This window comes from Aureitalea sp. L0-47 (genome assembly GCF_026126405.1).
Classification (GTDB): domain Bacteria; phylum Bacteroidota; class Bacteroidia; order Flavobacteriales; family Flavobacteriaceae; genus Pukyongia.
This window is the reverse complement of sequence record NZ_JAFMTQ010000009.1, coordinates 103989-125289: the sequence shown is the minus strand read 5'-3', so window position 1 is coordinate 125289 and position 21301 is coordinate 103989. Positions and strand designations below refer to the sequence as shown.

Genomic DNA, 21301 nt, shown 5'->3' with positions numbered 1-21301 from the left:
CCTCCGGCTGGTACCGATGGGTGAGGGATGAAATTCGCGGGTGTGTGTTGCTGAACATTATAAGAAGAGCTAAACACATCGTTTCTGGTTTCGGCGGTCATCGGGCTCCCGAGGAGCATGAAATCACGTTGTTTTAGTGGAGGAGTAGATATTCCAATATTAATGATACCATTATTGGTAACCAAAGCATCAGGATCTGTTTGAACTAAACTTCCTTCATGTTCAATAATAAAACTACCATCATTAATTATATCTCCATCAATATCAAAAAATCCTGAACCATTCACTGTGACGATACTTCCTGAGTTAATGGTCAATGAACATGCTGTTAGGTCACCGTGTGTGTCGGTATCGTAATTACCATTGATAATGACAATATCTGTTGAATCAGGGGCGCCGGAAGGACTCCAGGATGATCCGTTCCAGGTCTTTGTCACTCCTGTACAAGAAGGAATTTCGGTAATGGTAATTTGAATGTCATCGATGGCAAAATCGCTGGTAAAGTTGGCACCCGTCAAGGCATCAATGCGTAATTTTACCGTACTTCCCGAGTAAGAAGAAAGATCTACCACCTGGTCGTTGATCCAATTACTGCCTTGGTCTCCGGTAACTACATATAATGGTGCCCAGGTTGCACCGCCATTATCACTGGCGTTAACCGATAGGGTTCCCATTGCCGCACCCTGCATATGGTAGTCGAATGTCATTTGTGCCGTATGATTTGGGGGAATCACAAAACATGGCGATCCAAGGATTGCACTTCTTGGTGATGTTCCTTGTCCACCCACATTAGATGATTCCACGAAAGTATATAGGGTCCCCTGATTAGGCCCACTTGGGCCTGTACCACTTGATGGGGTAGCGAATCGGGAACGGATCCACGAACTGTTCGTAGAACAGGTAGCCGTTTCCTGTTCCCATGTACTGGTTTCGAAGTCCATGAAATAGGGGAAGGTGTCTACAGTGTCCCTGCAGAACGGCGTACTTTCACCGGTGTCGTACTGACACTGGAGCACATCAATGGGTTCTATGAAATCGGATACGGCATTACCTGTGGTATAAAAGAGAGAAGGTGTTGTTTCTCCCGGGGATAATACCTGAACAAAAGCCGTACGTCCACTATTACCCCTAGACTGGCAGCGGTTATCTCCACCAACGCGTTTGGCACCCTGAAGGGCTGCCATCAGTTTGTCGCCTAAACTTCCTTCCTTGTTCAGGAAGGAGTCTCTGATATCTTCCAGTAGGTCCTGGCCATTTGCGGTATCCAGAATATTTCCCTGTACCGAAATAGTGTATTCTGAATTATCCACCTGTATATCGTTAGCGTAGTTTCCGTTAGATCCTCCAGTCCATCCGGCAGCTCCCGGAACATCAACACCTACAACGCCATATTGCCTTGAGGTAGAACCTCCGTCGTTAGCCACGACGTAGTCTATAATTTGTTGAGGAGTGTCTCCTGCGAGCATTCGGTCTCGGGCCCATCCCTGGGTAGTGGCATTGTAGGACGCCTGGCTGTGGATCGCCCCCACTATATTATCTGGATTTGCGGTTCCATCTGTAATTAGGTCACTCAAGAAGTCAATTCCACCTGATATATTAACACAACTACATCCGGCTCCACCTACTTGCCCCGTGGTTTTATCGTAGGCTACTATGGAAAAGGTGTCACCCTCTGCATCTCTAGATGTGTCAGGATTGGTATAACTAATCTCTTCTTCTAGATCTGTTGTAGATTTTTTTGATTTTGAAACAAAGAGAACACCGATGATTGATAACAGTAAGATGCTAACGACCTTAAGTGCGGGGGTGGTAAAATGCCTCATAGTATAATTTTAGGATAGCTATTTTTTATAATTGTCTTAATAAGGTAATAGTTAAATAAGCGTCTTGCGCATTCTCAGTTAGGCCATCGTTGCCATTGTATGGTCCTGAACAAATGCCAAAAAAGGCATAACCGGTAGCTGATCCACCACATATTCCGGAAACGTCCAAACTATTTGGATCCACATTTTCATGATCCCAAAGACGCGCACGTAATCTAATATTATAAGTATCTCCTTCTATTAAGTTTACGAGATATACTAAGGATGTTTGACGACCAAGTGCCTGGAAGGCATTAGTTGGTGTTCTTTTTGTATTTGAAGAAACGGTACTTTCTGCTACTTTAACATTATCTATTTCCAACATATACGAACCATGTACCGTGCTTTCATAAGAAGTATTCATCATATTTGGCGCGGCAATATAACCCGTTGCCTGAATTTCATAAGTACCCGTATATGGTGCTACGAAATTCTGGTCTAATCCAGGAATAGTATATGTGGTGGTGGTATTAGGGACACGAAGAGTTTCAGTTTGTTCGTATTGAACCGTATATCCTTCATTGAACATCTTCTCCCATTTAGAGCCATCCCAATAATAGAACCCTGGTGATACTCTATCTAACCCGGTACCAAGAGATGAGATATTATATACCCATAGTCCTTCTATTAAGGAAGGCGAAACTGTTGTGACATCAAGTCTAGATTGTAATGCAACTCTTGGAATTAAAAGTCCTTTGTTGTCACTTTTAAGTTGAAAAATTGCCCCGTCGTCAATAGAGTGGTCTCCAGCTGGCGACTCACCGATCACAACCTGGGCCGAAGCCGCATACGAAAATATTAAGGCTATCATTAAGAAATGAACTGAAATAAATTTTTTCATGATAGTAGATTTATATTGGGCTGTTTATTTTGAGTTTAAAATTGTTTTATGAGGCTAATAGTCATTGTCCCTCGTTGAGCGTCATTCTCGGTGTTGCCCGAATAACCACTAGTGTCCTTGCCAAAAGTTCCGGTAGTAACATTGTTAGCTAACCATTCTCTTCCACGAACGGCAAACCTGTACGTCGTATCGGCGTCTAAGTCTAAGTTATAAATGATGCTGGCGCTCTGAGCTAGGTTATTTACCGTAGTACTTCCCAATCGCTTGGAAGAAGTAGTAATATATGTTTCTTTAATCATAGATAAAGAAATCGGAGCCGCAGTTTCAGTCATAGAAATATTATCTATTGCTATGTCTGCTTGCCAAGTACCACCAGTTGTTCTGTTAAATCTTAACTGTATCGAACCGCCTATATAAGCTGTCAAATCAACGCTTTCTGAATTCCAACTGTTTCCTTGATTTCCCGTCTGGGACCAGATCGGATTCCATGATGCGCCGTTGTCATCACTTAATTCCAGGATAAAAGTTCCCATGTCATTTGACCCATACATATGGTAATCAAAGTTAATAGAGGCCGCCGGAGAAGAAGTTAGATCAAAGCATGGTGAGATTAGAATTGTTTGCTGGTTTGGATAATTTGAACCCGATGCTTCCGTGTACATGTAATAACTTCCATCGGACGCGGAAGACGGACCGGTACTACTACTAGGTGTTCCGCCGGAACGACGTGTCCAGTCGAAATCATCGGCTATAGATTGTGTCCATAGTCCTAAGCCACTTTCAAAGCTTTCACTATAGGGGTAAGTTGAAATTCCACCACTACAGCCGCCGCCGCCACCGCCACCGCTGCCGCTAGAAGCTGATCCCATGGCCAGGCTAATCGAACCTTGAGCCGCTCCGTCACCGGCTGTGCTGATTAGATTACCTGCAGAATAAAAACCTTCAACTCTAATTTGATAGGTGCCGCTAAAAGGAACGTTGATTTCTCCAGTGTCTAATCCTGGTAGGATAACATACTCAGTATTTGTTGTGCTCGCTGTAACTTCAGCCGTTTGTTCGTAAAACAATGTATATCCTTGGGTGTAAAATCGTCGCCACCTTGTGCCGTCAAAATAATAAAAGCCAGGAACGATGTTCGTGCCTGAGCTACCGGCTGTAGCTGTATTATACACTAGAAGACCTGTTGTTGGTGCTGGGGTAATTGTTGTGGTGTCATCTGTTCCCGTGAGGGCCACTTTTGTCATTAGAAACCCCTTGTTCGTGCTGGAAATATCAAGTGCTGAACTGTTATTTGGAGTTGTGGTATTAACACCTACTTGAGCACTTACTGTTGTGAAGCAGAAGAATAGATAACAGCTAATAAGGACAATTGGGTTTATTCTCGTTTTAGATTTCATAATTTAAAACTTAGTTTTAACGAACTGAATTTTCTATTTTCAGATGGAAGCTACAGTATTTGGTTATATGATAGTTTACTGTTGTTTTAAAAGTGTTATTGAGATAGATCCTCGCTGAGCATCGTTAACACCACTTGCACCGGGGTATCCGCTTGTATCCTTCCCAAAAACTCCCAGTCCAACATTGTTTCGAGACCATTCCCTTCCTGTAACATGAAAACGATATGTATCTAATACGTCAAGATCTACGGAGTATATGATTGTAGTATTTTGAGGTAGATTATTCATCGTAACACCATTTATAAGCTTAGAAGTTGAAGTCACATATTTTTCTTTTACTCGAACTGGAGATCCTAGAAGTCCTGTAGTCATATTTAAACTAACTGAGGCTTGACCCACTCCCTCTGAAGTAGCTGCGGATAGATCTCCGCATGCATAAGTCGTTTCCACTTTTATTAGATATGTGCCTGAATAAGGGACATTAATAAAACCAGTGTCGAGACCCGAAATGGGTGTGTACACAGAGCTCAAAATATTTGCGGTAGTTTGAGATCCTTGATCAAATTTGATTCCATAGCCTCTATTGTAAAGACGTACCCACTGGCTACTATTCCAAAAATAATATCCGGGAGTAACCTGAACGGGTAATGCACCGGCCGTAACTGTATTGTAAACCAATAGACCCGTAGTAGCGCTAGGTGTTATGGTTGTAACATCATCGGTACCGGTCAAAGTTACTCTTGGTATTAAGAGACCCTTGTCGGCACTGGTTATGTCTAAAAGCGCACCACTTGAAGGTGAACTGGTGTTGATCCCTACCTGGGCGGTACTTACGTGCGATACCGACAGGGCAAAACATACCAATAAAGCATACTTATACAGGTTAAGTTGTTTCATTTCGTCGATTTTTTATCATTTTGGGCATCACAAGTATACACAACATTGACGATAAAAGGCAAATAAAATCGACGAAATGCAGTTTATTTGCATAAATAATCAGAAAAAGACTACAAATACAAAACAAAAAACATGAAATATGCTTTAAACACTAAATATTATAATTAGGTTGATAAACGGTTTTAAAAAGAATTTAAAATGCCCGTTTCACATCACAAAAACGGGCATTTTCTTAATTCAATACTAAATTAGGCTTGAAGAACAATAATAGACTTATTTATTTCTTTTGACTTCCAGAGGAAGCAGTTAACATAGCGTCGTTTTTTGGAACATATTTCTTTATTGGTTTGGAGTCAAGTGTGTCTGCATCCAATGCGTCAGGAGCATCCGGGAACCTAAGATCACTGTAATTCGAATTCTCATTCACAGATCTTCCAGTTTCATTTTTCCTGTTCGCAACTATATGGTAGGAGAAAGAAACGTTTGAATTTCCATTCTGAAGTTCTTTTACGGTGAACCCCGTAGCTGATTTGTTGGTTACATACACTCCGTTACAGTCTCCTTCCAATTGGATAAAGACTTTTAGTGGATGACTTTGATCTACTAAAATATTATTGGTAAGTATTGGATCTATCGAAATATTTGCAGTTCCATTCGCAAGTCTTCCTGTTCCATAATCTTCCAGTAATACTTCCGGAGCTTCCGAAGCGAACATCACTTTTTTATCTCCATTAGTATCTTCAACTATGGTTGAAACCGCTCCGTTTCCAATGATCTTGTAGTTGGTATTGTTGTAACGGGCACCTGCATAAGCGTAGGAAGAGTTTGAACTCGATCCACCACTGTAAAAATACCCACCGTAATACATATTTCCACCTCCTATTTGACTTGAGTTGGTGTAACCTGCCAATTGAGCCCTGGCGTCTCGGGCATCAGAATTTATTGCAGAACCTGTATAATTTGTCTGGAATCTTGCCGCTTCAATGCTGGATGAAGACTGCATTGGGAATTCAGTTAGAGCGTATAAAGCCAGGTCTGTGGCATTCGTGTTAACACCTACGTTCATTATTTGTGTAGATGAAATTGAAGTAGTACTACCAGAAACTGCTCTCAGTCCCATATTAGATGCAGAAGTTGCTTGTTGATCGGAAACAGCAAGTACTCCATTGGCACCATTAGCACCACCTCCCCAGGCCTGGATACCTCCAATTAGGAAGGCTCCTCCTGTATAGGTAGTATATGTATAGGCACCATGAGAATTAGCTGCATAACCAAAGAGTCCGATACCCGTTCCGGTATTCTCTCCTCGTACACCAATCCCTGAACCACTATCTGCGCCCCAAACCGAAGCTCCTGCTCCGTTTGTTTCGGCAACTAGTCCGAAAGGAAAAGTTGGCACATTCACTCGTAGTCCTACATTAGCGTATGGTAGTGATCCAATTCCCACTGCACCGTTGTTAAGTACACGTGCTCGTTCAGTATTGTCTGTTCGGATTATGAAGTCGGTCGCATCTGTTGTTCCGATGAAATACGTATTCGGGTCGGTACCTGCATTACCTTCCAGGGACCAGTCACGTCCGCCGGTTCCTCCCATGGCGATCCATGCACTACCATTCCAGTAATAAAAACCTGGCAATACCTCATTATCACCACTATTTGCGCTGGCCGTATTGTAGATCAGTAGACCATTGGCCGGAGAAGTCACAGGGCTGGCATTATTTCTTGACGATAAGGCTACCCTGTTGATAAGGATACCTCGATCTGAATCTGTCATTTCCAGCTGTGCACTGTTGTTAGGTGTACCGGTTCCAAGTCCGATATTATCATTTGCACCATCAACGAATAATGTATTGTTTTCTCCGGAAGTCGCGATACGAGTATTCATATCGGCGTTGGTATTGTTAACGATCAATTCATCATTAGCCGTTTCGCTCAATTCGAGGAATTCAAGGCCACCGGCAGTTAGATTTAAACGATCCGTATTATTCTGCCAGATACCTGTGTCTGGATCTGCAGACCAGCTATAGAAAGGAAGTGCGTTTGTTCCCTGGGCCATTGCATGTACTTGTTCAGTATCCGGAATCCTGAATCGTTCCGTCCCATTTGTAACCATCCCGAATTGATCTGCAGCGGGACTATAAAAACCTGTATCAGGATCCCCAGACCATGCGAAGGTGGGATCAGGAGAAGTACCGGTCGAGTTGACACGTAGATTACCGTTATTGTCAACCGTGAACTGGTTAGTTCCATTTGTGGCTATCGAGAACTCATCCGAATTCGATAGGAAGAAACCCGTATCCGTATCCGTGGCCCATGAAAAGGTCGGCAGGGTACTGGTTCCATCAGTATTTGCTCTCAATCTACCGCTGGCTGTAATTCTGAACTGTTCTGTATTGTCGGTTCTGAAACTTAGATCGGTATTATCTACTGTTCCTACGAAATTGTTTGCAGGAGTAGTTCCAAAATTACCGTTTTGTTTCCAGTCATTTCCTAACATGGGGATCCAGGCACTTCCACTCCAGAAGTAGAATCCCGGTATTACAGCGGTGGTGCCCGAGCCAGAAGTTGCTGTATTGTAGACTAATAAACTTGTGGTAGGAGCCGGAGTGATTGGGCTACTACTTGCCGTAGAAGTTAAGGCTACCCTTGGTATAAGGATACCTTTGTTAGTGCTTGTAACATCCAACATCGCACCGCTACCCGGGGATGTGGTGTTGATCCCTACTTGTGCATAGAAAAGTGCGGAGGTAAATATGCAGAAGATAAAAAGTAAGGATTTTTGTGTGAGTAGTGTTCTAGTCATAAGCTTTGTATTGAAGAAATTTCCTACAATTATATACATTAAAATCGATTAAAGACAAAAATAATCGATGAAAAGTAATTAAATTTAACATTTATGAATAATTCTTGTTAAATTACCGCCAGTGTATTTCGTCGAATTTTTTTGTAATCCTTGAAGTTCTTACATTGATTTTACCGATTTTCTGATTTATCAATAAGGATGTGCGTTAGAAAGTGATGTTATTTGAACTATCTTCAATACATTCGTAATTCATACTCTTTTATCGAATTGGGCAAAAAGGACATCCATTTTTTTCTCCAGAAGTTGACTTCCGAGAACCAAAAAGTTGGTTTGGATGAAATAGTTGATGCTACTATTTCTTTACACCTCAAAAGAGAGGATACAATTCATAAGATGATCTCCGGGAATAAATTCCGAAAGCTCAAGTACACATTGATCGATTTCTTGTCCTCGAATAAGAAAGCCATTCTCACCTTCGGAGGAGCACATTCTAATCATATTGCGGCCGTAGCTTCGGCAGGTAGAATGTGTGGGATAAAAACCATTGGCCTGATACGAGGAGAGGAACTGATAACAGAAATTTCTAATAACCCTACTTTACGTTTTGCTTCGGAATGTGGTATGCAGTTGAAATTCATGACGCGAACGGACTACCGTGAGAAGACTGATCCTCACATACTTTCAAAGTACGTGGAGGATATGGGAGATATGTATTTAGTTCCGGAAGGAGGAACATCCGAACTGGCAATAAAAGGTTGTGAAGAGATATTAGATGAATTGGACGCCTCTTTCGATTATGTTTGTGTGCCGGTTGGCACTGGCGGTACCTTTGCCGGCTTACTTAACGCATTACAACCTCATCAGAAAGGCATAGGATATTCTGTACTCAAAGGAACATTTCAGAAAGAAATAATAGAAAAATACGCATCGAACCGAAATTATTTATTGACGGATGATTATTGTTTTGGTGGCTATGCCAAAATAGATTCGGAATTAATTCGTTTCATGAATAACTTTAATCGAAATACGGGTATTGCTCTTGATCCGGTCTACACTGGAAAGATGATGTACGGGATCTATGAGATGATCAAGGCCGGGTATTTCAGAGAAAATAGCCGTATTTTAGCAATTCATACAGGTGGTTTACAAGGCGTTGAAGCGATGAATCACCGGTTGAAAAAGAAAAACCTACCTCAAATCGATATTTAAATGCTGAACCGAACCTTACTTCTAATCGTATTGTCACTATTTATACTAACCGGTTGCCGTTCGAAGAAAAAAGTAGCTGAGACCAAAAGAACGAGTCGCACCGAAAAAGTGGTAGTTTCCAAAAAACCGGAACCAAAAACTAACTTCAAGAAGCCCCCGGCCAACGCTCCGTACGCAGAGGTGGTTTCTACTTACATAGACAATTACAGCCAGATTGCGCGCGAAGAAATGTTACAATACGGTATCCCTGCCAGTATAACCCTGGCGCAGGGAATACTAGAAAGTGGGGCCGGACGTGGTGAACTTACTCGAAAGGCGAATAATCACTTCGGAATTAAATGTCATAGTGGCTGGACCGGTGACCGCGTTTATCACGACGACGATAAGCGAGGTGAATGTTTCAGAAAATATAAGGACCCGAAATATTCGTTCCGGGATCACTCTCTTTTCTTAACACAACGGAGTCGGTATGAAGACCTGTTCAAATTAAAGAAAGACGATTACAAAGGCTGGGCACGTGGATTGAAGAAGGCGGGCTATGCTACAGATCCTCGCTATCCTCAGAAACTCATTGATATAGTTGAGCGATACCGCTTATATGAATACGATGAGATGGTTTTAGGGAATAAGGCGAATCCTGTAAAACCGGACGACACCAAAATAAGCACCTATACCGTTGTGAAAGGTGATACGCTCTACAGTATTGCACGGCGTTTCAATTTAACCCTGGATACGTTAAAAGAATACAATGGTCTTGATTCTAACAACATTTCTGTAGGACAGGTGTTATATTTGCACTCTGTAAAGAATCAATAGATTTTCATGATATACAAACGAAGTAGTGCACTATTTCGGGATGCGCAAAAAGTAATTCCCGGAGGAGTAAATTCCCCCGTCCGTGCCTTCAAAGCTGTGGGAGGTGAACCCGTATTTGTGGAAAGGGCAGAGGGTGCCTATTTATACGACGAAGATGGTAACCGGCTGGTCGATTATATAGCTTCCTGGGGTCCTATGATACTGGGACACGCCTATAAACCCGTGATCGATGCGGTGATTAATAAAGCAAAAAAGGGTACTTCCTTCGGAATGCCAACAGAGATCGAAACCAAAATAGCGGAGTTAACTGTTAGCATGGTGCCGGGTATCGACAAGATACGATTTGTGAACAGCGGTACCGAGGCTTGTATGAGCGCTGTTCGATTAGCCAGGGGGTTCACAGGCAAAGAGAAGATCATAAAATTTGCAGGTTGCTATCACGGACATAGCGATTCATTCCTGATTGAGGCCGGAAGTGGGGCTGTTACTTTCGGAGTGCCCAATAGTCCGGGTGTTACCCAGGGTACGGCAAAAGATACCTTATTGGCTAAATACAATGACCTTGATTCGGTTTCAGAATTAATTTCTGAAAACAAGGACGAGATCGCCTGTATCATACTCGAACCTGTAGCAGGGAATATGGGGTGTATACCTCCTGTGGAAGGATTTCTTCAGGGACTCCGAAAGCTGTGTGACGACCACGATATCCTTCTTGTTTTCGATGAGGTAATGACAGGATTTCGACTTGCTCGAGGAGGTGCGCAGGAGGTTTTAGGTATTGAGGCAGATATAGTAACCTTCGGAAAGGTAATAGGCGGAGGGCTACCAGTAGGTGCATTTGCCGCCAGGGAGGAGATCATGAACCATCTTGCTCCATTGGGCCCAGTGTACCAGGCTGGAACTCTTAGCGGCAATCCGTTGGCCATGGCCGCCGGACTAGCTATGCTTACTAAATTAAATGATTCTGGAGAAGTATACAGTTCATTGGAGGAAAAGACCGCCTATTTACATAAGGGACTGGATGCTGTACTTAGTAAGTATTCAATTCCTTATACTATTAATCGACTTGGATCAATGATCTCTGTGCATTTTTCGGATGAGCCTGTGGTTGATTTTGCAAGTGCAGCCCTGGGAAACAATGACTATTTCAAAGCATTCTTTCACGGTATGTTATCTGAAGGAGTTTACCTGCCTCCGAGTGCGTTTGAAAGTTGGTTCCTTAATGATGCCTTATCATACGAAGATCTGGATCACACGATAGCAGCATGTGATGGTGTTGTCAAAACCCTATAAAAAAACCTCCCGAAATCTCGGGAGGTTTTTTTATATCGATCTTTTGATCTACATGTTTTGAAGCGATAGCCACTTGGTGTACTGGGCTTCAGTTAAGGCTTTCTTTACCGAAACTTTCAATACATCGTCGAATTTCTTCTTATTGGCCTGTACTTTAGGGCTAGATTGGTCCTGCCCGGTTACATGCTTTTTGTAATTGCTTTCATGGGCAGTATAGGCTCTGAAAAGAGCTCTTTGCTGAGTGCCATCAAGCTCCAGTTTAGGAGATAATTCTGCTACTTTCGTCTTGGCGATCACTTCTGGTCTGTCCTGATCCTGGGTCAGGGTCTGGGCATTTAAATTACCCATTCCGAAGAGCATAACACATGAAATGGCAAGTACGGATAATAGATTTTTCATTGTTTCAAATTTAATTTAAGGTTACTAATGTAACCATTTTACAATGAATTATCCAAGAATTGGGCCAATTTTCAAAATCAACCTCGTCTTTCTCCTTTTCCACCTTGTCTACGTTGACCTTTCCTTCGCTTACCCTTTGCTATCACTGACTTTTCCCACTTTTCATATTGTTCCTTATTCAGTATGGATTTCATGGAATTTTTATGGGCGATCTGCCTGTCCAGCATTTCAGATTTTTTGTTAAATCGCTCTTCGTCACTTGGTTTTTCTCCTCGTTTACGCTCTTCCATCATGGACTTTCGCGATTTAGCAGCTTCCAATTCCAATTGGGATATCTTCTTCTGCTGAGCTTCAGATAGATCCAGCATCAGGGTCAACTTCTTTGTTTTTAACTCAGCGATTTGCTCCGGGCTAAAATCCGGGCGTTCTACGTTTGGCTTACCTTGTCTTTGCCTTCCTTTTTCAGGATGCTGGGCGAAGGCTGTAAAGCAGATTAATAAGCTGCAGATAAAAAGTGTGTTTCTCATTTTTTTCTATTTAAGTTATACGACCTTTGGACTGCGCTACTACAGAATGGTTTAAACAAAAAAGCAGCCTCTAAGGCCGCTTTTTGCATTTTATGTGTTAAATATTTTATAAAGATTCCAGGTATTCGCTTAGCATATTAAGTGCTTCATTGTGAACCACTGTCCTTCCTAATTGCGGCATACGGTAAATAGGTGAAGTACTCGCAAACCTGGCTTCTATATCTCCTCTCTTAGCATAGATACCAGTTTCATTAAATGCTGTCTCATAACGAAGGTCCAAGGCAAATCCCGGAGGGACACTTCCTCCCGGTGCGTGACAATGTGCGCAATTTACATCCATGTAGGCACGCGCGCGCTCCTCGAGAGTTAGGCTGCCGTTTTCCCAATTCGGAATTGAACTAATCGCCGAAGGATCTGCAACTCCAAGTAATATACCATTGTCCGTAAAGAACTGTAGCTGATTGTAACCCGCATATTCGGGGATATAGTTCATATTTCTTAACTTCATCCCAATAGGCACGGTTGTATTGAAACTGTTGTGACAAGTAAAGCAATCGGTATTGCTGGGAATAATGTAGTCTACATTATTTGTAATACCGTTCTCGTCTATATAACTAATTGGGACGGTTCCACCGGCATCATCTCTGAAGGCTTCCGTCATCGATTCGTTCCACACGTAATCCGTAGCAGTCCATCCGCTTTCCAATTTCAGGAATACCCTGGTCTCAATGATCTTCTTTCCGAGCGCAGGATCACGTTCATCCAGAAAATAATAGAATGTTTTTGCAATAAGCGTGTTATTCGGGAATGATGGTAATAGATCACTGTCTATATAACGCATTGCCTGTCCGAAAGGAATTTTGATCAATCGTTGCTTTGCAGCATAGTCTGTGAACAGAGTTGTCCTTATTTCATATAACTGAACATCATCGGCGGGCATTAGGTCGGACATAGTTCCCTGGAAGAATCCAAGCTCCGATAAGGTGGGAGTGAGCTCTAAGGGGGTACCGTACGTAGTTACTGAGGCGGAATTACTCGTCACAGATTCGTTTCCGGCGGCATCCATCGCTGTAACATAAAAGCTGTAAAGTGTTTCTTCGGTTAGATTTTCAACTATGGCGGAGGTTCCGCTTACATCAGATAGCACAAGGGTTCCATCCTGGTATACATTATATCCTGTAACACCTACATTATCGGTAGAAGCATCCCATCCAAGTTGAATTGAATTTATGCCGATATCAATGATTATTAGGTTTTGTGGCGCCGTAGGATTCTGGTTATCAAATTCTCCAGGATCCGTATCGTCGCTTCCACAGCTGGCAATCACAAAAGAAAGAAGAATAAGCAGGGCAAAAGAAAGTCTTTTCATATTCAAACAATTTGATGCTAAAAATAGAAAATAAGTTTGAGAACAACCAATGAGTTATGCTAAACTCTTCAGATCTATCGGTTCCCTAACCAATTACTATCATTGACTAAACGTTGCTTTTATTCCATTTGGTATGCCCCTAGCTTCGGATCAAATTCTAAAACAAAATTCATCATGAAAACAAAGATCTTATGGCTGTTACTGCCACTATTGGGATTAGCAGCATTCTATTCAGTAACCATGTCTAACGGTACCTATGAGGAAACTGCAAGGGTACTGACACCTTCCGAAGGTTGTGTGTTTATGACCATAATGGGTGAGCAATCCTCCGAGGATTTCAACATTTATAAAAGTGACGAGAACCTTATGTTGTCCGTGCGCGATGGCCTTAGCTGGCTGTCTGATGCTCAACTACCTAACGGAGGTTACGGCGCCGGAAGTCATAATGCACAGCATGTAAGAGATCCCCATGCTGTGAAAGCGGATCCTGCAACAACGGCTATGGTTGCTCAGGCGTTTTTGCGTAGCGGCACGACCTTAAAAAACGGCAAATATTCGCAGAACCTAAAGGATGCGATCGATTTTTTACTGGAGACGGTAGAAAATACACCCAAATCATCCCACTATATTACAGAGGTGCGTAGTACCCAGATTCAGACCAAACTCGGAGAGAACATCGATGCGGTACTTACGGCTCAATTACTATCTAACCTATTGGATCGAAACCTGAAGGGAATCGATAAGCGAAGAGTGGAACGGGCCCTCGATATTTGCGTAGGCAAGATCGAATCGGCTACCGATGCTTCAGGACGTCAGAAGGGCGCCGGATGGGCAGGAGTTTTACAAAGCGGACTGGCGACAAGCGCCCTTGAAGCCGCCCAGGCCGTTGGTGCCGATGTGGACGAAGAAGTCATGGAACGAACTAAAGACTACCAGAAGGGGAATTACGACGAAAAGACCGGGAATGTGAAGACGGAAGACGGCGCTGGTATTATGTTGTATGCTGTAAGTGGGAGTGTAAGAGGAAGTGCCAAGGAGGCTCGTAAAGCTGAATCAGCCATCAATAAAGCAAAGCGAGACGGAAAACTAGATAAGGATGCCGAAGTCAATACCGACAACCTGCGCAAAGCCGGATTTTCTGAAAATGAGGCCATGGAGTATGCTACTTCTTACAACGTATACCAGTCTGCCAAGAAGACGGCACAGCGGGAAGATGTCCTGAACGGATTCGGGAATAACGGAGGAGAGGAATTCTTGAGTTTCCTGCAAACCGGCGAGTCGTTGTTAGTTAACGATGACAAGGACTGGAAAAAATGGTACGACGATATGAGCGGACGAATCTTGAAGATACAAAACCAGGACGGAAGCTGGAACGGTCATCACTGTATTACCAGTCCCGTTTTTTGCACTGCTACAAGTGTGCTCTTACTCACTGTTGAAAACGATATTGATTTTCTTAAGAAAGTTGGGGAGTAGTTAGAATCTATTGTGGAGGTGTTTAGTCGTGATTTATAAATAACGACCCCTCATTGATAAATGCCGACCGGATGTGTTTTTAATTGGTTGATAGCGTGCGTATCTTGGAGTATCTCAATTACACGCTAGTTGATGTTTAGGTTGGTAGTACACCGCTCGCGGCCGTCGACAGGGATGTCGGCCCCTTATGCCAAAAAGGTAAAGTTAAACTGTGAGCGGTGTTTTTTATTCCATTCGAACCAATTCCAAAGTTACCTCGTAAATGTCTCTTTCCTCCATTTTCGCCTTTAACCAGGCGTAGAAACTCATTACGAATATATCTTCTTGCGTGGCTACTCTCCACTCCAGGGAATTTTCTACTTTTTCTTTAAACGCTTCGGAAGTAACCTGTTCGGGATCATCATAGTACATTGAGACCAATTTCATGAAACCTATGGCCCGGGTTTGCTCCAGTGCTTTGAGTCGTGGGAATTGCCTACGCTGAAAGTTATTCAGCCTTGAAAGGACCAGGTCCAGTTCATCTAACTCGATAAGCAGAAGTATCTCGATGATATTTCGTTGGATCACCCAAATGAATCCCACTTTCTTCTCGTAAAACCGATCGCTGTGTTGCAGTTTATTCAATGCGCGCCAGGCTTCTTTATATTCCAATTGCTGAAACAGGCACATTACCAATGCCAGTTGTATGTGGGGTGAACTGTTTGCGTGTTCCTGAAGCAGCTCAATAGCGTCTGTTGATTCCCCTGAATAATTAAGGTTAAGCGCTTTAAGAAGTACGAGATCGTTCAGAAAAGTCTTGAAATAAGTGCCCTGCTGCTTTTTCATTTCCTCTTCCATTTGATTGGTAAAGGAGATTGAGTTTTCAAAATCTTTATTTCTGAAACTCACAATGGCCATGAGCAACAGTATCTGGATATGGTAGTAGAGGTGCTTGTCGGCTTGCTCCTGTTTCTTACGAACTATGGTGTAAATATGTTTCGAATAAGGCAATACCGACGCGTAATCGGTGCGTAGTTCGCCGGCAGTGGCTAGAATTTGAAAGAGTTGGTAAAGTGATTTATAAGTTAACGCCTCATCTATCGAAATTCCGAATTCATCAAATGCTGCTTCTATAATGGATTTCACCGAGTTGGAAGCATTTCTGATATTTTGCTTGATTGAGGCATAAGCGATGTTGAGTTTAAGCTCGCGTTGCTGAAGCCTTTGATTTCTTTCCGCTTGATTTGCGATCGTATTGAAATCTTCCTTCGTATTCAGGTGAGCGTACTGCACTTTGGTATGATAAATTTCACTCAGTAAGGTATACTGGTCAAGCGTAAGCGCTCGTTGCTCCGACTTCTCCAAAGATTTAAATGCTGGTTTGTATAATTTGTGTTCGAAAAAGATCCTGCTGGCAAGCAGCAGTTTCATGATCTGCATTTCTTCTGATGTTTCCGAAGCAAAACTTCGTTCAGCAACAAAGTCGATCATGGTATCCTGAAGTCTTTTGCACAAAGCGTGAAAAGAATTGCGGGAAGGCTTTCCGTACAATTGGATGTCCGGATCTTCCAGTCGGCCACTGTCGATCATCCTGTACAGATCGATGTTCTTAGCGTCACCTCTGCGGTTCTTTTTTTTCAGAAAAGAAACGAACTCGCGTTTTTCTTCCGAAGAAAATATACCGTTTATAGCAATTATATCTTTCATTAAAACATAAGTATTATATGCGTAAAGTTACTGTATATAATGAGTAATAAGTAATATCAATAAAGAATAAATAATAAGTAATATTTAATTTATGTGTTGAATATAGCACGGTTTCATCTCATTTTTGCTTCAGAATTAACATCAAAACATTTCATTATGGAAAATCAATTTTCAACTGAAAACAAACCTGTAAATGCTCCTTTGATTGAGAAAATACAGAAGAAAAAAGATGAATTTAATTGCGAGCCTACCCCGGCCTTCATTTCGGCTTCGTGGACCGCTTTGTTTATCGGTATGGTCTCTTATTGTATAGGGCTGTGGAACGCCACTATGGAATTGAACGAAAAGGGTTATTATTTCACCATTCTGCTCTTCGGATTGTTTTCGGTGGTGTCTGTACAAAAGACGGTAAGGGACAAGCTTGAAGGTATTCCGGTAACCGATATCTATTATGGGATAAGTTGGTTTACGACCGTTGCGTCAATACTGCTGCTCATCATAGGCTTGTGGAATGCAGATCTTTATTTAAGCGAAAAAGGATTCTATGGGATGGCTTTCGCTCTAAGTCTGTTCTCCGCCGTTGCTGTTCAGAAGAATACAAGGGATGTGAAATTCCTTCAGCTAAAGAAGAATAAAATAGACTAAGTGCTGTTCAAGCCGTATCTTTAAGTAAAGTTGTTTGGATATGAACTCAAGGATAGATAAAGACCTACGGGAATTACGCGAAGCACACGTAATTTCCGATGAGGTCTCGCAAAGAATAACCGACTATTACCAGGCTAAGAAAAGTGGCGGCCCCAGGAAACTGTTTGCCATTTTCGGTGTGCTGGGATCCCTGCTCATTGGATTAGGGATCATATTGATCCTCGCCCATAACTGGGATAATTTCAGCAGGTTCACCAAGACGATATGGGCATTCGCGCCATTGGTTATAGGGCAACTAGCTGTAGGCTTTTCATTGCTGAAGAACAAAAGCAGGGCCTGGAAAGAAGCCAGTGCCACCTTTTTGTATGTTGGAATAGGTGCCAGTATTTCGCTGGTAAGTCAGATCTATAACATACCCGGCGATATGCCCGAGTTCCTGATGACCTGGATACTGCTGGGCGCATTGCTGGTCTATTTACTGCGATCGTACACGGCAGTGCTGTTGCACCTTATCATGGCTACGGTCTATGCCTGTAACCTGGGTTATTTCAATGAGATCAATCCATGGTGGTATTTAGCGATGATAGCCTGGATCATACCATTTTACCTCAGGATGCTTCGTGAACAGCCGGAAGGTAATGCAACGTCTATATTGAATTGGGCGATCCCACTAAGTCTTGCCATCACTTTCGGTGCTTTTGTTTCTGAGGCTACCAACATTGTCTTCCTAATGTATGTCGGCCTGTTCGGATTACTATACAATCTTGGTAAGCTGGAAGTGTTTAACAGTGGTAAGCTAAGGCGGAACGGTTACGCAATCATTGGATCACTGGGAATGATCTACGTCTTCATGCTTGTGACCTTTGAGTTTGCCTGGGCAGAGTTCAACCCATCGGAACACCTTACGAAGGACATTGTAATCACTGTTGGAATTTTTGGAATGGCTTGCCTGGTATTATTGTATTTGGCTTCAAAAAAGAAACTCCTGCCATTCAACCTGTTCCAATACGCCTTCCTGATCTTCGGTGTCATTTTCGTAGCCCAATACTGGGATTTTCAACTGGCCGTTGTATTGTCAAACTTACTTGTCTTCGGGCTGGGGATATTTGCAATTCGGATAGGAAATCTCAGGAATAATTTCGGGGTGCTGAACTATGGTCTACTGATCATTACGATACTCGTGGCGTGTCGATTCTTCGATACGAACATAGATTTCATAGTTCGCGGATTGTTATTCGTCGCTATTGGCGTTGGCTTTTTCCTTGCGAATTATATGATGTACAGAAAACAACAAAAATTAAAATCGAAAGATCATGAATAAGTTAGTAATAGGAGGATTGTTCATACTCATGGTCCTTGCTCAGTGGTATGTTCCGGGGAATATGATCTCCCAGGAAGAGAAGGTCTTAACGGAGGGCACTATGTATAAATTTAAAACAGAACCCATAGATCCCAGTGATCCATTCAGGGGGAAGTATATAGTGCTTAACTATGAGGTAAATTCGTTTAGATCGGATACTGCCATTTGCAAATACTACGATAAGCTCTATGTGTCAATTGGAGTTGACTCACTGGGCTTTGCCAAGGCGACCAGAATAGGGCTTAGCGAACCCGAAATCGGAGATTTCGTCATCGCGGATTGTTCAGGCTTCTACAACGGGAAACAATCGTTCAGTCTTCCATTCGACACCTATTATATGAATGAGGACAAGGCACTACTCGCCGAAGAAGCGGTTCGTGAAGTGCAGCGAGATAGTTTGCCATCGGTTTGCTTTGGGGTGGTTTATGTGCTTGGTGATCGTGCAGTATTGGATGATGTGCAAATAGACGGGGTTTCAATAAAGGATTATGTAGAGAAACCCTAAAAGAAATGCGGGTGTGTTCCCGTGTTTTGATGTTGGTTGGAACAACCTGCCGGCCGGGGGTTGTTCTTTCAAATGAAGCGTTATGATATCAGCCATTAGCAATAGCAGAAGATACCTGGAGATCCTGGCAGTGGTAGTAACCGCCCTTGGGAAATTCGTATTTATGGATTATCTGAACCTCAGGTTACCTTATGTTGTGACTGCGGTACTAGGCTGGACCATCTATATTATCTGCCGAAGCAGACAGCAGAAGGGGATCTTGTCTTACTGGGGATTCCGAAAGGACAATTTCAGGAAAACAATTAAACTGTTATTGCCCTTTGCATTAGGTGCCTTGCTTCTGTTTCTGATAGTTGGGTATTTTCAGGATAGTTTGAACCTCACCTGGCACATTCTCCCCATCCTGATCACCTATCCTCTGTGGGGGATCATTCAGCAGTTCCTGGTCATTGGCTTGGTTTCAGGGAATATGCACGACATGAACGAACCAAAACTCAACAAGTTCTTAATTGTTATTCTAAGTGCCGTACTTTTTTCAGTTGTTCATTATCCTTCGAACTGGTTAATGATAGGAACTTTCGTTCTGGCTATTTTTTATGGTTTTGTATACCTGAGAATTCGAAATTTGTACGCACTCGGTATCTTCCACGGCTGGTTGGCTGCGGCATTCTATTACACCGTAGTTGGAACAGATCCCTTCCAGGATGCCTTCCTGGTTTGGTTGCAATAAAAAAGACTGCCTGAAGATATATCATTGCCTGTCTGAACTTGTTTCAGAATCTTTTTAAATCATTCAATCAAATAGATTCTGAATTAAATTCAGCAGAACAATATCAAACACTTCAAACAGCCTCAGTCATAGTTTATTGGTCCGAGGGATTCTTAATCCCTAAGATTTTTGTCGGTTTGTCCGTTGTCGTACAATCCTTGCAAGGCAACTACCTTATTATTTTCTGACAGGAAACGAATTCTGAAGGTCTCCAGACCTTTCAGCATAAATTCGTTATCGCTATATGGGTATAGTTCGTATTTCGGGTTGGTGCCACGCTGGTAGTAGAGCTTCCCGTTTTCGAACATGACATTTCGAGGACCGTAGCTGCCCGCATATTTCTTGAGTGTTTTTGTATCCAGAGAAACAGGGTTTTGCTGTACTTTAAGTGCGACCATGGGCCACTCGTAGTAGGTCGCCATTTCCTCGTCGTCCTTGTGCTTTTCTTTTAACGACTCCAATGCTTTAACGTAAGCAACGTCCAATGCATCCTGGGAGGGTACTTCTATGTGCGGACTTACGCCAGTTCCCTCCCAGTTTGTGTTCGTAATTGGATTAATGGCCCGTCCAATCGGCAGCCAAACCATGAATCTATCCGTAGCGGCCCGTGATCCTCCGGGATGGGCACCACCTCCTGTAGTTTCTCCAACCAGAGTGGCACGATCGAGGTTCTTTAAATTATAACTGAACTCTTCCGCAGCTGAAAAAGTACTGCTGCTCGTAAGCACATAAACGGGGGTGTCCGGGCTACGCTCTCCGCTCACGTGAGGCAGGGTCCAGGTTTGGGTGGTTTCATCAGAAGGGCGCCAGTAAAAATTGTTGAGGTGAACGGGCTCACTTCCAAAGAGGTAGCTGGAGATCAGCTGTATCATGGCAGGGCTTCCGCCTCCATTCTTACGAAGATCAATGATGATGGCATCGCTATTACTGAGATAGTTCATGGCTGCAACAGCGGTGGGTCCCGCGAATTCCACATTTGAGAAACTCCGCAGGTCGAGGTAGCCAATATTACCGTCCATGATCTTTACTTTCTTGAAGCCGAAATTATTTCGTTTCATCTGGTTGATCCACCGGTTCATAAACTTAATGCTGTCTTCCGGACTTACCGTTTGCTCCTGTTCCTGGATCTGCTGTGGTGCAAAGGAAACACGAAGGTGCTTGTCCTTACTAATGGCTTGCAGATCTTCGGTGAGTTTGGTGGCGAATTGATTTGGGTCGCTTATGGTATTATAAGCACCGCTCTTAAGTTTGCTTTGAAGATCGGCCGACATCTTTTTGGCGACTTCCGGGAAAACGTAATTGCTGTTCAGTTTGCTGCTTACGGAGTCGATCACCAAAGCTTTTTCGGCGGAGGTCACAGGTGTGTTCTGTGCTTGCAAACAACTAGCGGCCATTAATATTATCAGGCCGGTTAGGACCAGTGTTAGGGTGTTGTAGATTTTCATAG

At 42.9% G+C, this 21301-nt stretch carries 18 protein-coding genes; 8 read left to right on the top strand and 10 right to left on the bottom strand.

Annotation, left to right across the window (positions count from 1 at the left end; genetic code table 11):
- The 5 genes from J1N09_RS10405 to J1N09_RS10385 all read right to left on the bottom strand — a co-directional run.
- Positions 1-1823, bottom strand: a 1823-nt coding sequence (locus J1N09_RS10405; RefSeq protein WP_265200122.1) for a DUF1028 domain-containing protein, incomplete at its 3' end; no start/stop codon positions are given.
- Positions 1824-1848: 25 nt separating this feature from the next.
- Positions 1849-2703 (bottom strand): hypothetical protein, encoded by an 855-nt coding sequence (locus J1N09_RS10400; RefSeq protein WP_265200121.1) that lies wholly within the window; start codon positions 2701-2703, stop codon positions 1849-1851.
- A gap of 35 nt (positions 2704-2738) precedes the next feature.
- Entirely contained in the window at positions 2739-4100 is a 1362-nt protein-coding gene (locus tag J1N09_RS10395) for a choice-of-anchor J domain-containing protein (protein WP_265200120.1), read from the bottom strand.
- 75 nt (positions 4101-4175) lie between these two features.
- Positions 4176-4997, bottom strand: a complete 822-nt coding sequence (locus J1N09_RS10390) for a hypothetical protein (protein ID WP_265200119.1) — start codon at positions 4995-4997, stop codon at positions 4176-4178.
- A 277-nt stretch (positions 4998-5274) separates the two neighbouring features.
- The gene (locus tag J1N09_RS10385; RefSeq protein ID WP_265200118.1) at positions 5275-7800 is read right to left on the bottom strand and encodes a hypothetical protein; all 2526 of its coding nucleotides are present in this window, start codon (positions 7798-7800) and stop codon (positions 5275-5277) included.
- A gap of 222 nt (positions 7801-8022) precedes the next feature.
- On the opposite strand from J1N09_RS10385, the gene J1N09_RS10380 reads away from it, so the two are divergent.
- The 3 genes from J1N09_RS10380 to hemL are packed head-to-tail and all read left to right on the top strand — an operon-like array spanning position 8023 to position 11118.
- The gene (locus J1N09_RS10380; protein ID WP_265200117.1) at positions 8023-9009 is read left to right on the top strand and encodes a 1-aminocyclopropane-1-carboxylate deaminase/D-cysteine desulfhydrase; all 987 of its coding nucleotides are present in this window, start codon (positions 8023-8025) and stop codon (positions 9007-9009) included.
- Positions 9010-9825, top strand: a complete 816-nt coding sequence (locus J1N09_RS10375; RefSeq protein WP_265200116.1) for a glucosaminidase domain-containing protein — start codon at positions 9010-9012, stop codon at positions 9823-9825.
- Between the two features lie 6 nt (positions 9826-9831).
- Positions 9832-11118, top strand: a complete 1287-nt coding sequence (gene hemL, locus J1N09_RS10370) for a glutamate-1-semialdehyde 2,1-aminomutase (protein ID WP_265200115.1) — start codon at positions 9832-9834, stop codon at positions 11116-11118.
- Positions 11119-11166: 48 nt separating this feature from the next.
- On the opposite strand, the gene J1N09_RS10365 is transcribed toward hemL, so the two are convergent.
- The 3 genes from J1N09_RS10365 to J1N09_RS10355 form a co-directional block, all read right to left on the bottom strand.
- Positions 11167-11517: a hypothetical protein gene (locus tag J1N09_RS10365; RefSeq protein ID WP_265200114.1), complete on the bottom strand. Its 351-nt coding sequence runs from the start codon at positions 11515-11517 to the stop codon at positions 11167-11169.
- Between the two features lie 77 nt (positions 11518-11594).
- Entirely contained in the window at positions 11595-12044 is a 450-nt protein-coding gene (locus J1N09_RS10360; RefSeq protein ID WP_265200113.1) for a hypothetical protein, read from the bottom strand.
- Positions 12045-12150: 106 nt separating this feature from the next.
- Entirely contained in the window at positions 12151-13413 is a 1263-nt protein-coding gene (locus tag J1N09_RS10355; protein ID WP_265200112.1) for a fibronectin type III domain-containing protein, read from the bottom strand.
- 174 nt (positions 13414-13587) lie between these two features.
- Here J1N09_RS10355 and J1N09_RS10350 point away from each other — a divergent pair, with 174 nt between their 5' ends.
- Positions 13588-14889 (top strand): hypothetical protein, encoded by a 1302-nt coding sequence (locus J1N09_RS10350; protein ID WP_265200111.1) that lies wholly within the window; start codon positions 13588-13590, stop codon positions 14887-14889.
- Positions 14890-15114: 225 nt separating this feature from the next.
- Here the strand turns inward: J1N09_RS10350 and J1N09_RS10345 are convergent, their stop codons facing one another.
- The gene (locus J1N09_RS10345; protein WP_265200110.1) at positions 15115-16575 is read right to left on the bottom strand and encodes a hypothetical protein; all 1461 of its coding nucleotides are present in this window, start codon (positions 16573-16575) and stop codon (positions 15115-15117) included.
- A gap of 156 nt (positions 16576-16731) precedes the next feature.
- Between J1N09_RS10345 and yiaA the strand changes: the two genes are divergently transcribed.
- The 4 genes from yiaA to J1N09_RS10325 all read left to right on the top strand — a co-directional run bounded on the left by yiaA (position 16732) and on the right by J1N09_RS10325 (position 19815).
- Positions 16732-17220 carry an inner membrane protein YiaA gene (gene yiaA, locus J1N09_RS10340; protein ID WP_265200109.1) on the top strand — a complete coding sequence of 163 codons (489 nt, stop codon included), beginning with the start codon at positions 16732-16734 and terminating at the stop codon, positions 17218-17220.
- 40 nt (positions 17221-17260) lie between these two features.
- Positions 17261-18541 (top strand): DUF2157 domain-containing protein, encoded by a 1281-nt coding sequence (locus tag J1N09_RS10335; RefSeq protein ID WP_265200108.1) that lies wholly within the window; start codon positions 17261-17263, stop codon positions 18539-18541.
- Positions 18534-19085: a GDYXXLXY domain-containing protein gene (locus J1N09_RS10330; protein WP_265200107.1), complete on the top strand. Its 552-nt coding sequence runs from the start codon at positions 18534-18536 to the stop codon at positions 19083-19085. Before J1N09_RS10335 ends, J1N09_RS10330 begins: the two co-directional genes overlap by 8 nt.
- Before the next feature lie 82 nt (positions 19086-19167).
- Positions 19168-19815 (top strand): CPBP family intramembrane glutamic endopeptidase, encoded by a 648-nt coding sequence (locus J1N09_RS10325; protein WP_265200106.1) that lies wholly within the window; start codon positions 19168-19170, stop codon positions 19813-19815.
- A 152-nt stretch (positions 19816-19967) separates the two neighbouring features.
- Here the strand turns inward: J1N09_RS10325 and J1N09_RS10320 are convergent, their stop codons facing one another.
- Positions 19968-21299, bottom strand: coding sequence for a S41 family peptidase (locus J1N09_RS10320; RefSeq protein WP_265200105.1), 1332 nt, complete (start codon positions 21297-21299; stop codon positions 19968-19970).
- Positions 21300-21301: the final 2 nt, after the last annotated feature.

Bases quoted from the DNA above. Each gene is read 5' to 3' on its own strand.
- J1N09_RS10385 (WP_265200118.1), bottom strand. From the start codon at position 7,800: ATGACTAGAACACTACTCACACAAAAATCCTTACTTTTTATCTTCTGC.
- J1N09_RS10335 (WP_265200108.1), top strand. From the start codon at position 17,261: ATGAACTCAAGGATAGATAAAGACCTACGGGAATTACGCGAAGCACAC.
- J1N09_RS10390 (WP_265200119.1), bottom strand. From the start codon at position 4,997: ATGAAACAACTTAACCTGTATAAGTATGCTTTATTGGTATGTTTTGCC.
- J1N09_RS10355 (WP_265200112.1), bottom strand. From the start codon at position 13,413: ATGAAAAGACTTTCTTTTGCCCTGCTTATTCTTCTTTCTTTTGTGATT.
- J1N09_RS10320 (WP_265200105.1), bottom strand. From the start codon at position 21,299: ATGAAAATCTACAACACCCTAACACTGGTCCTAACCGGCCTGATAATA.
- J1N09_RS10350 (WP_265200111.1), top strand. From the start codon at position 13,588: ATGAAAACAAAGATCTTATGGCTGTTACTGCCACTATTGGGATTAGCA.
- J1N09_RS10345 (WP_265200110.1), bottom strand. From the start codon at position 16,575: ATGAAAGATATAATTGCTATAAACGGTATATTTTCTTCGGAAGAAAAA.
- J1N09_RS10360 (WP_265200113.1), bottom strand. From the start codon at position 12,044: ATGAGAAACACACTTTTTATCTGCAGCTTATTAATCTGCTTTACAGCC.
- J1N09_RS10375 (WP_265200116.1), top strand. From the start codon at position 9,010: ATGCTGAACCGAACCTTACTTCTAATCGTATTGTCACTATTTATACTA.
- J1N09_RS10330 (WP_265200107.1), top strand. From the start codon at position 18,534: ATGAATAAGTTAGTAATAGGAGGATTGTTCATACTCATGGTCCTTGCT.
- J1N09_RS10325 (WP_265200106.1), top strand. From the start codon at position 19,168: ATGATATCAGCCATTAGCAATAGCAGAAGATACCTGGAGATCCTGGCA.
- J1N09_RS10395 (WP_265200120.1), bottom strand. From the start codon at position 4,100: ATGAAATCTAAAACGAGAATAAACCCAATTGTCCTTATTAGCTGTTAT.
- J1N09_RS10400 (WP_265200121.1), bottom strand. From the start codon at position 2,703: ATGAAAAAATTTATTTCAGTTCATTTCTTAATGATAGCCTTAATATTT.
- J1N09_RS10365 (WP_265200114.1), bottom strand. From the start codon at position 11,517: ATGAAAAATCTATTATCCGTACTTGCCATTTCATGTGTTATGCTCTTC.
- hemL (WP_265200115.1), top strand. From the start codon at position 9,832: ATGATATACAAACGAAGTAGTGCACTATTTCGGGATGCGCAAAAAGTA.
- yiaA (WP_265200109.1), top strand. From the start codon at position 16,732: ATGGAAAATCAATTTTCAACTGAAAACAAACCTGTAAATGCTCCTTTG.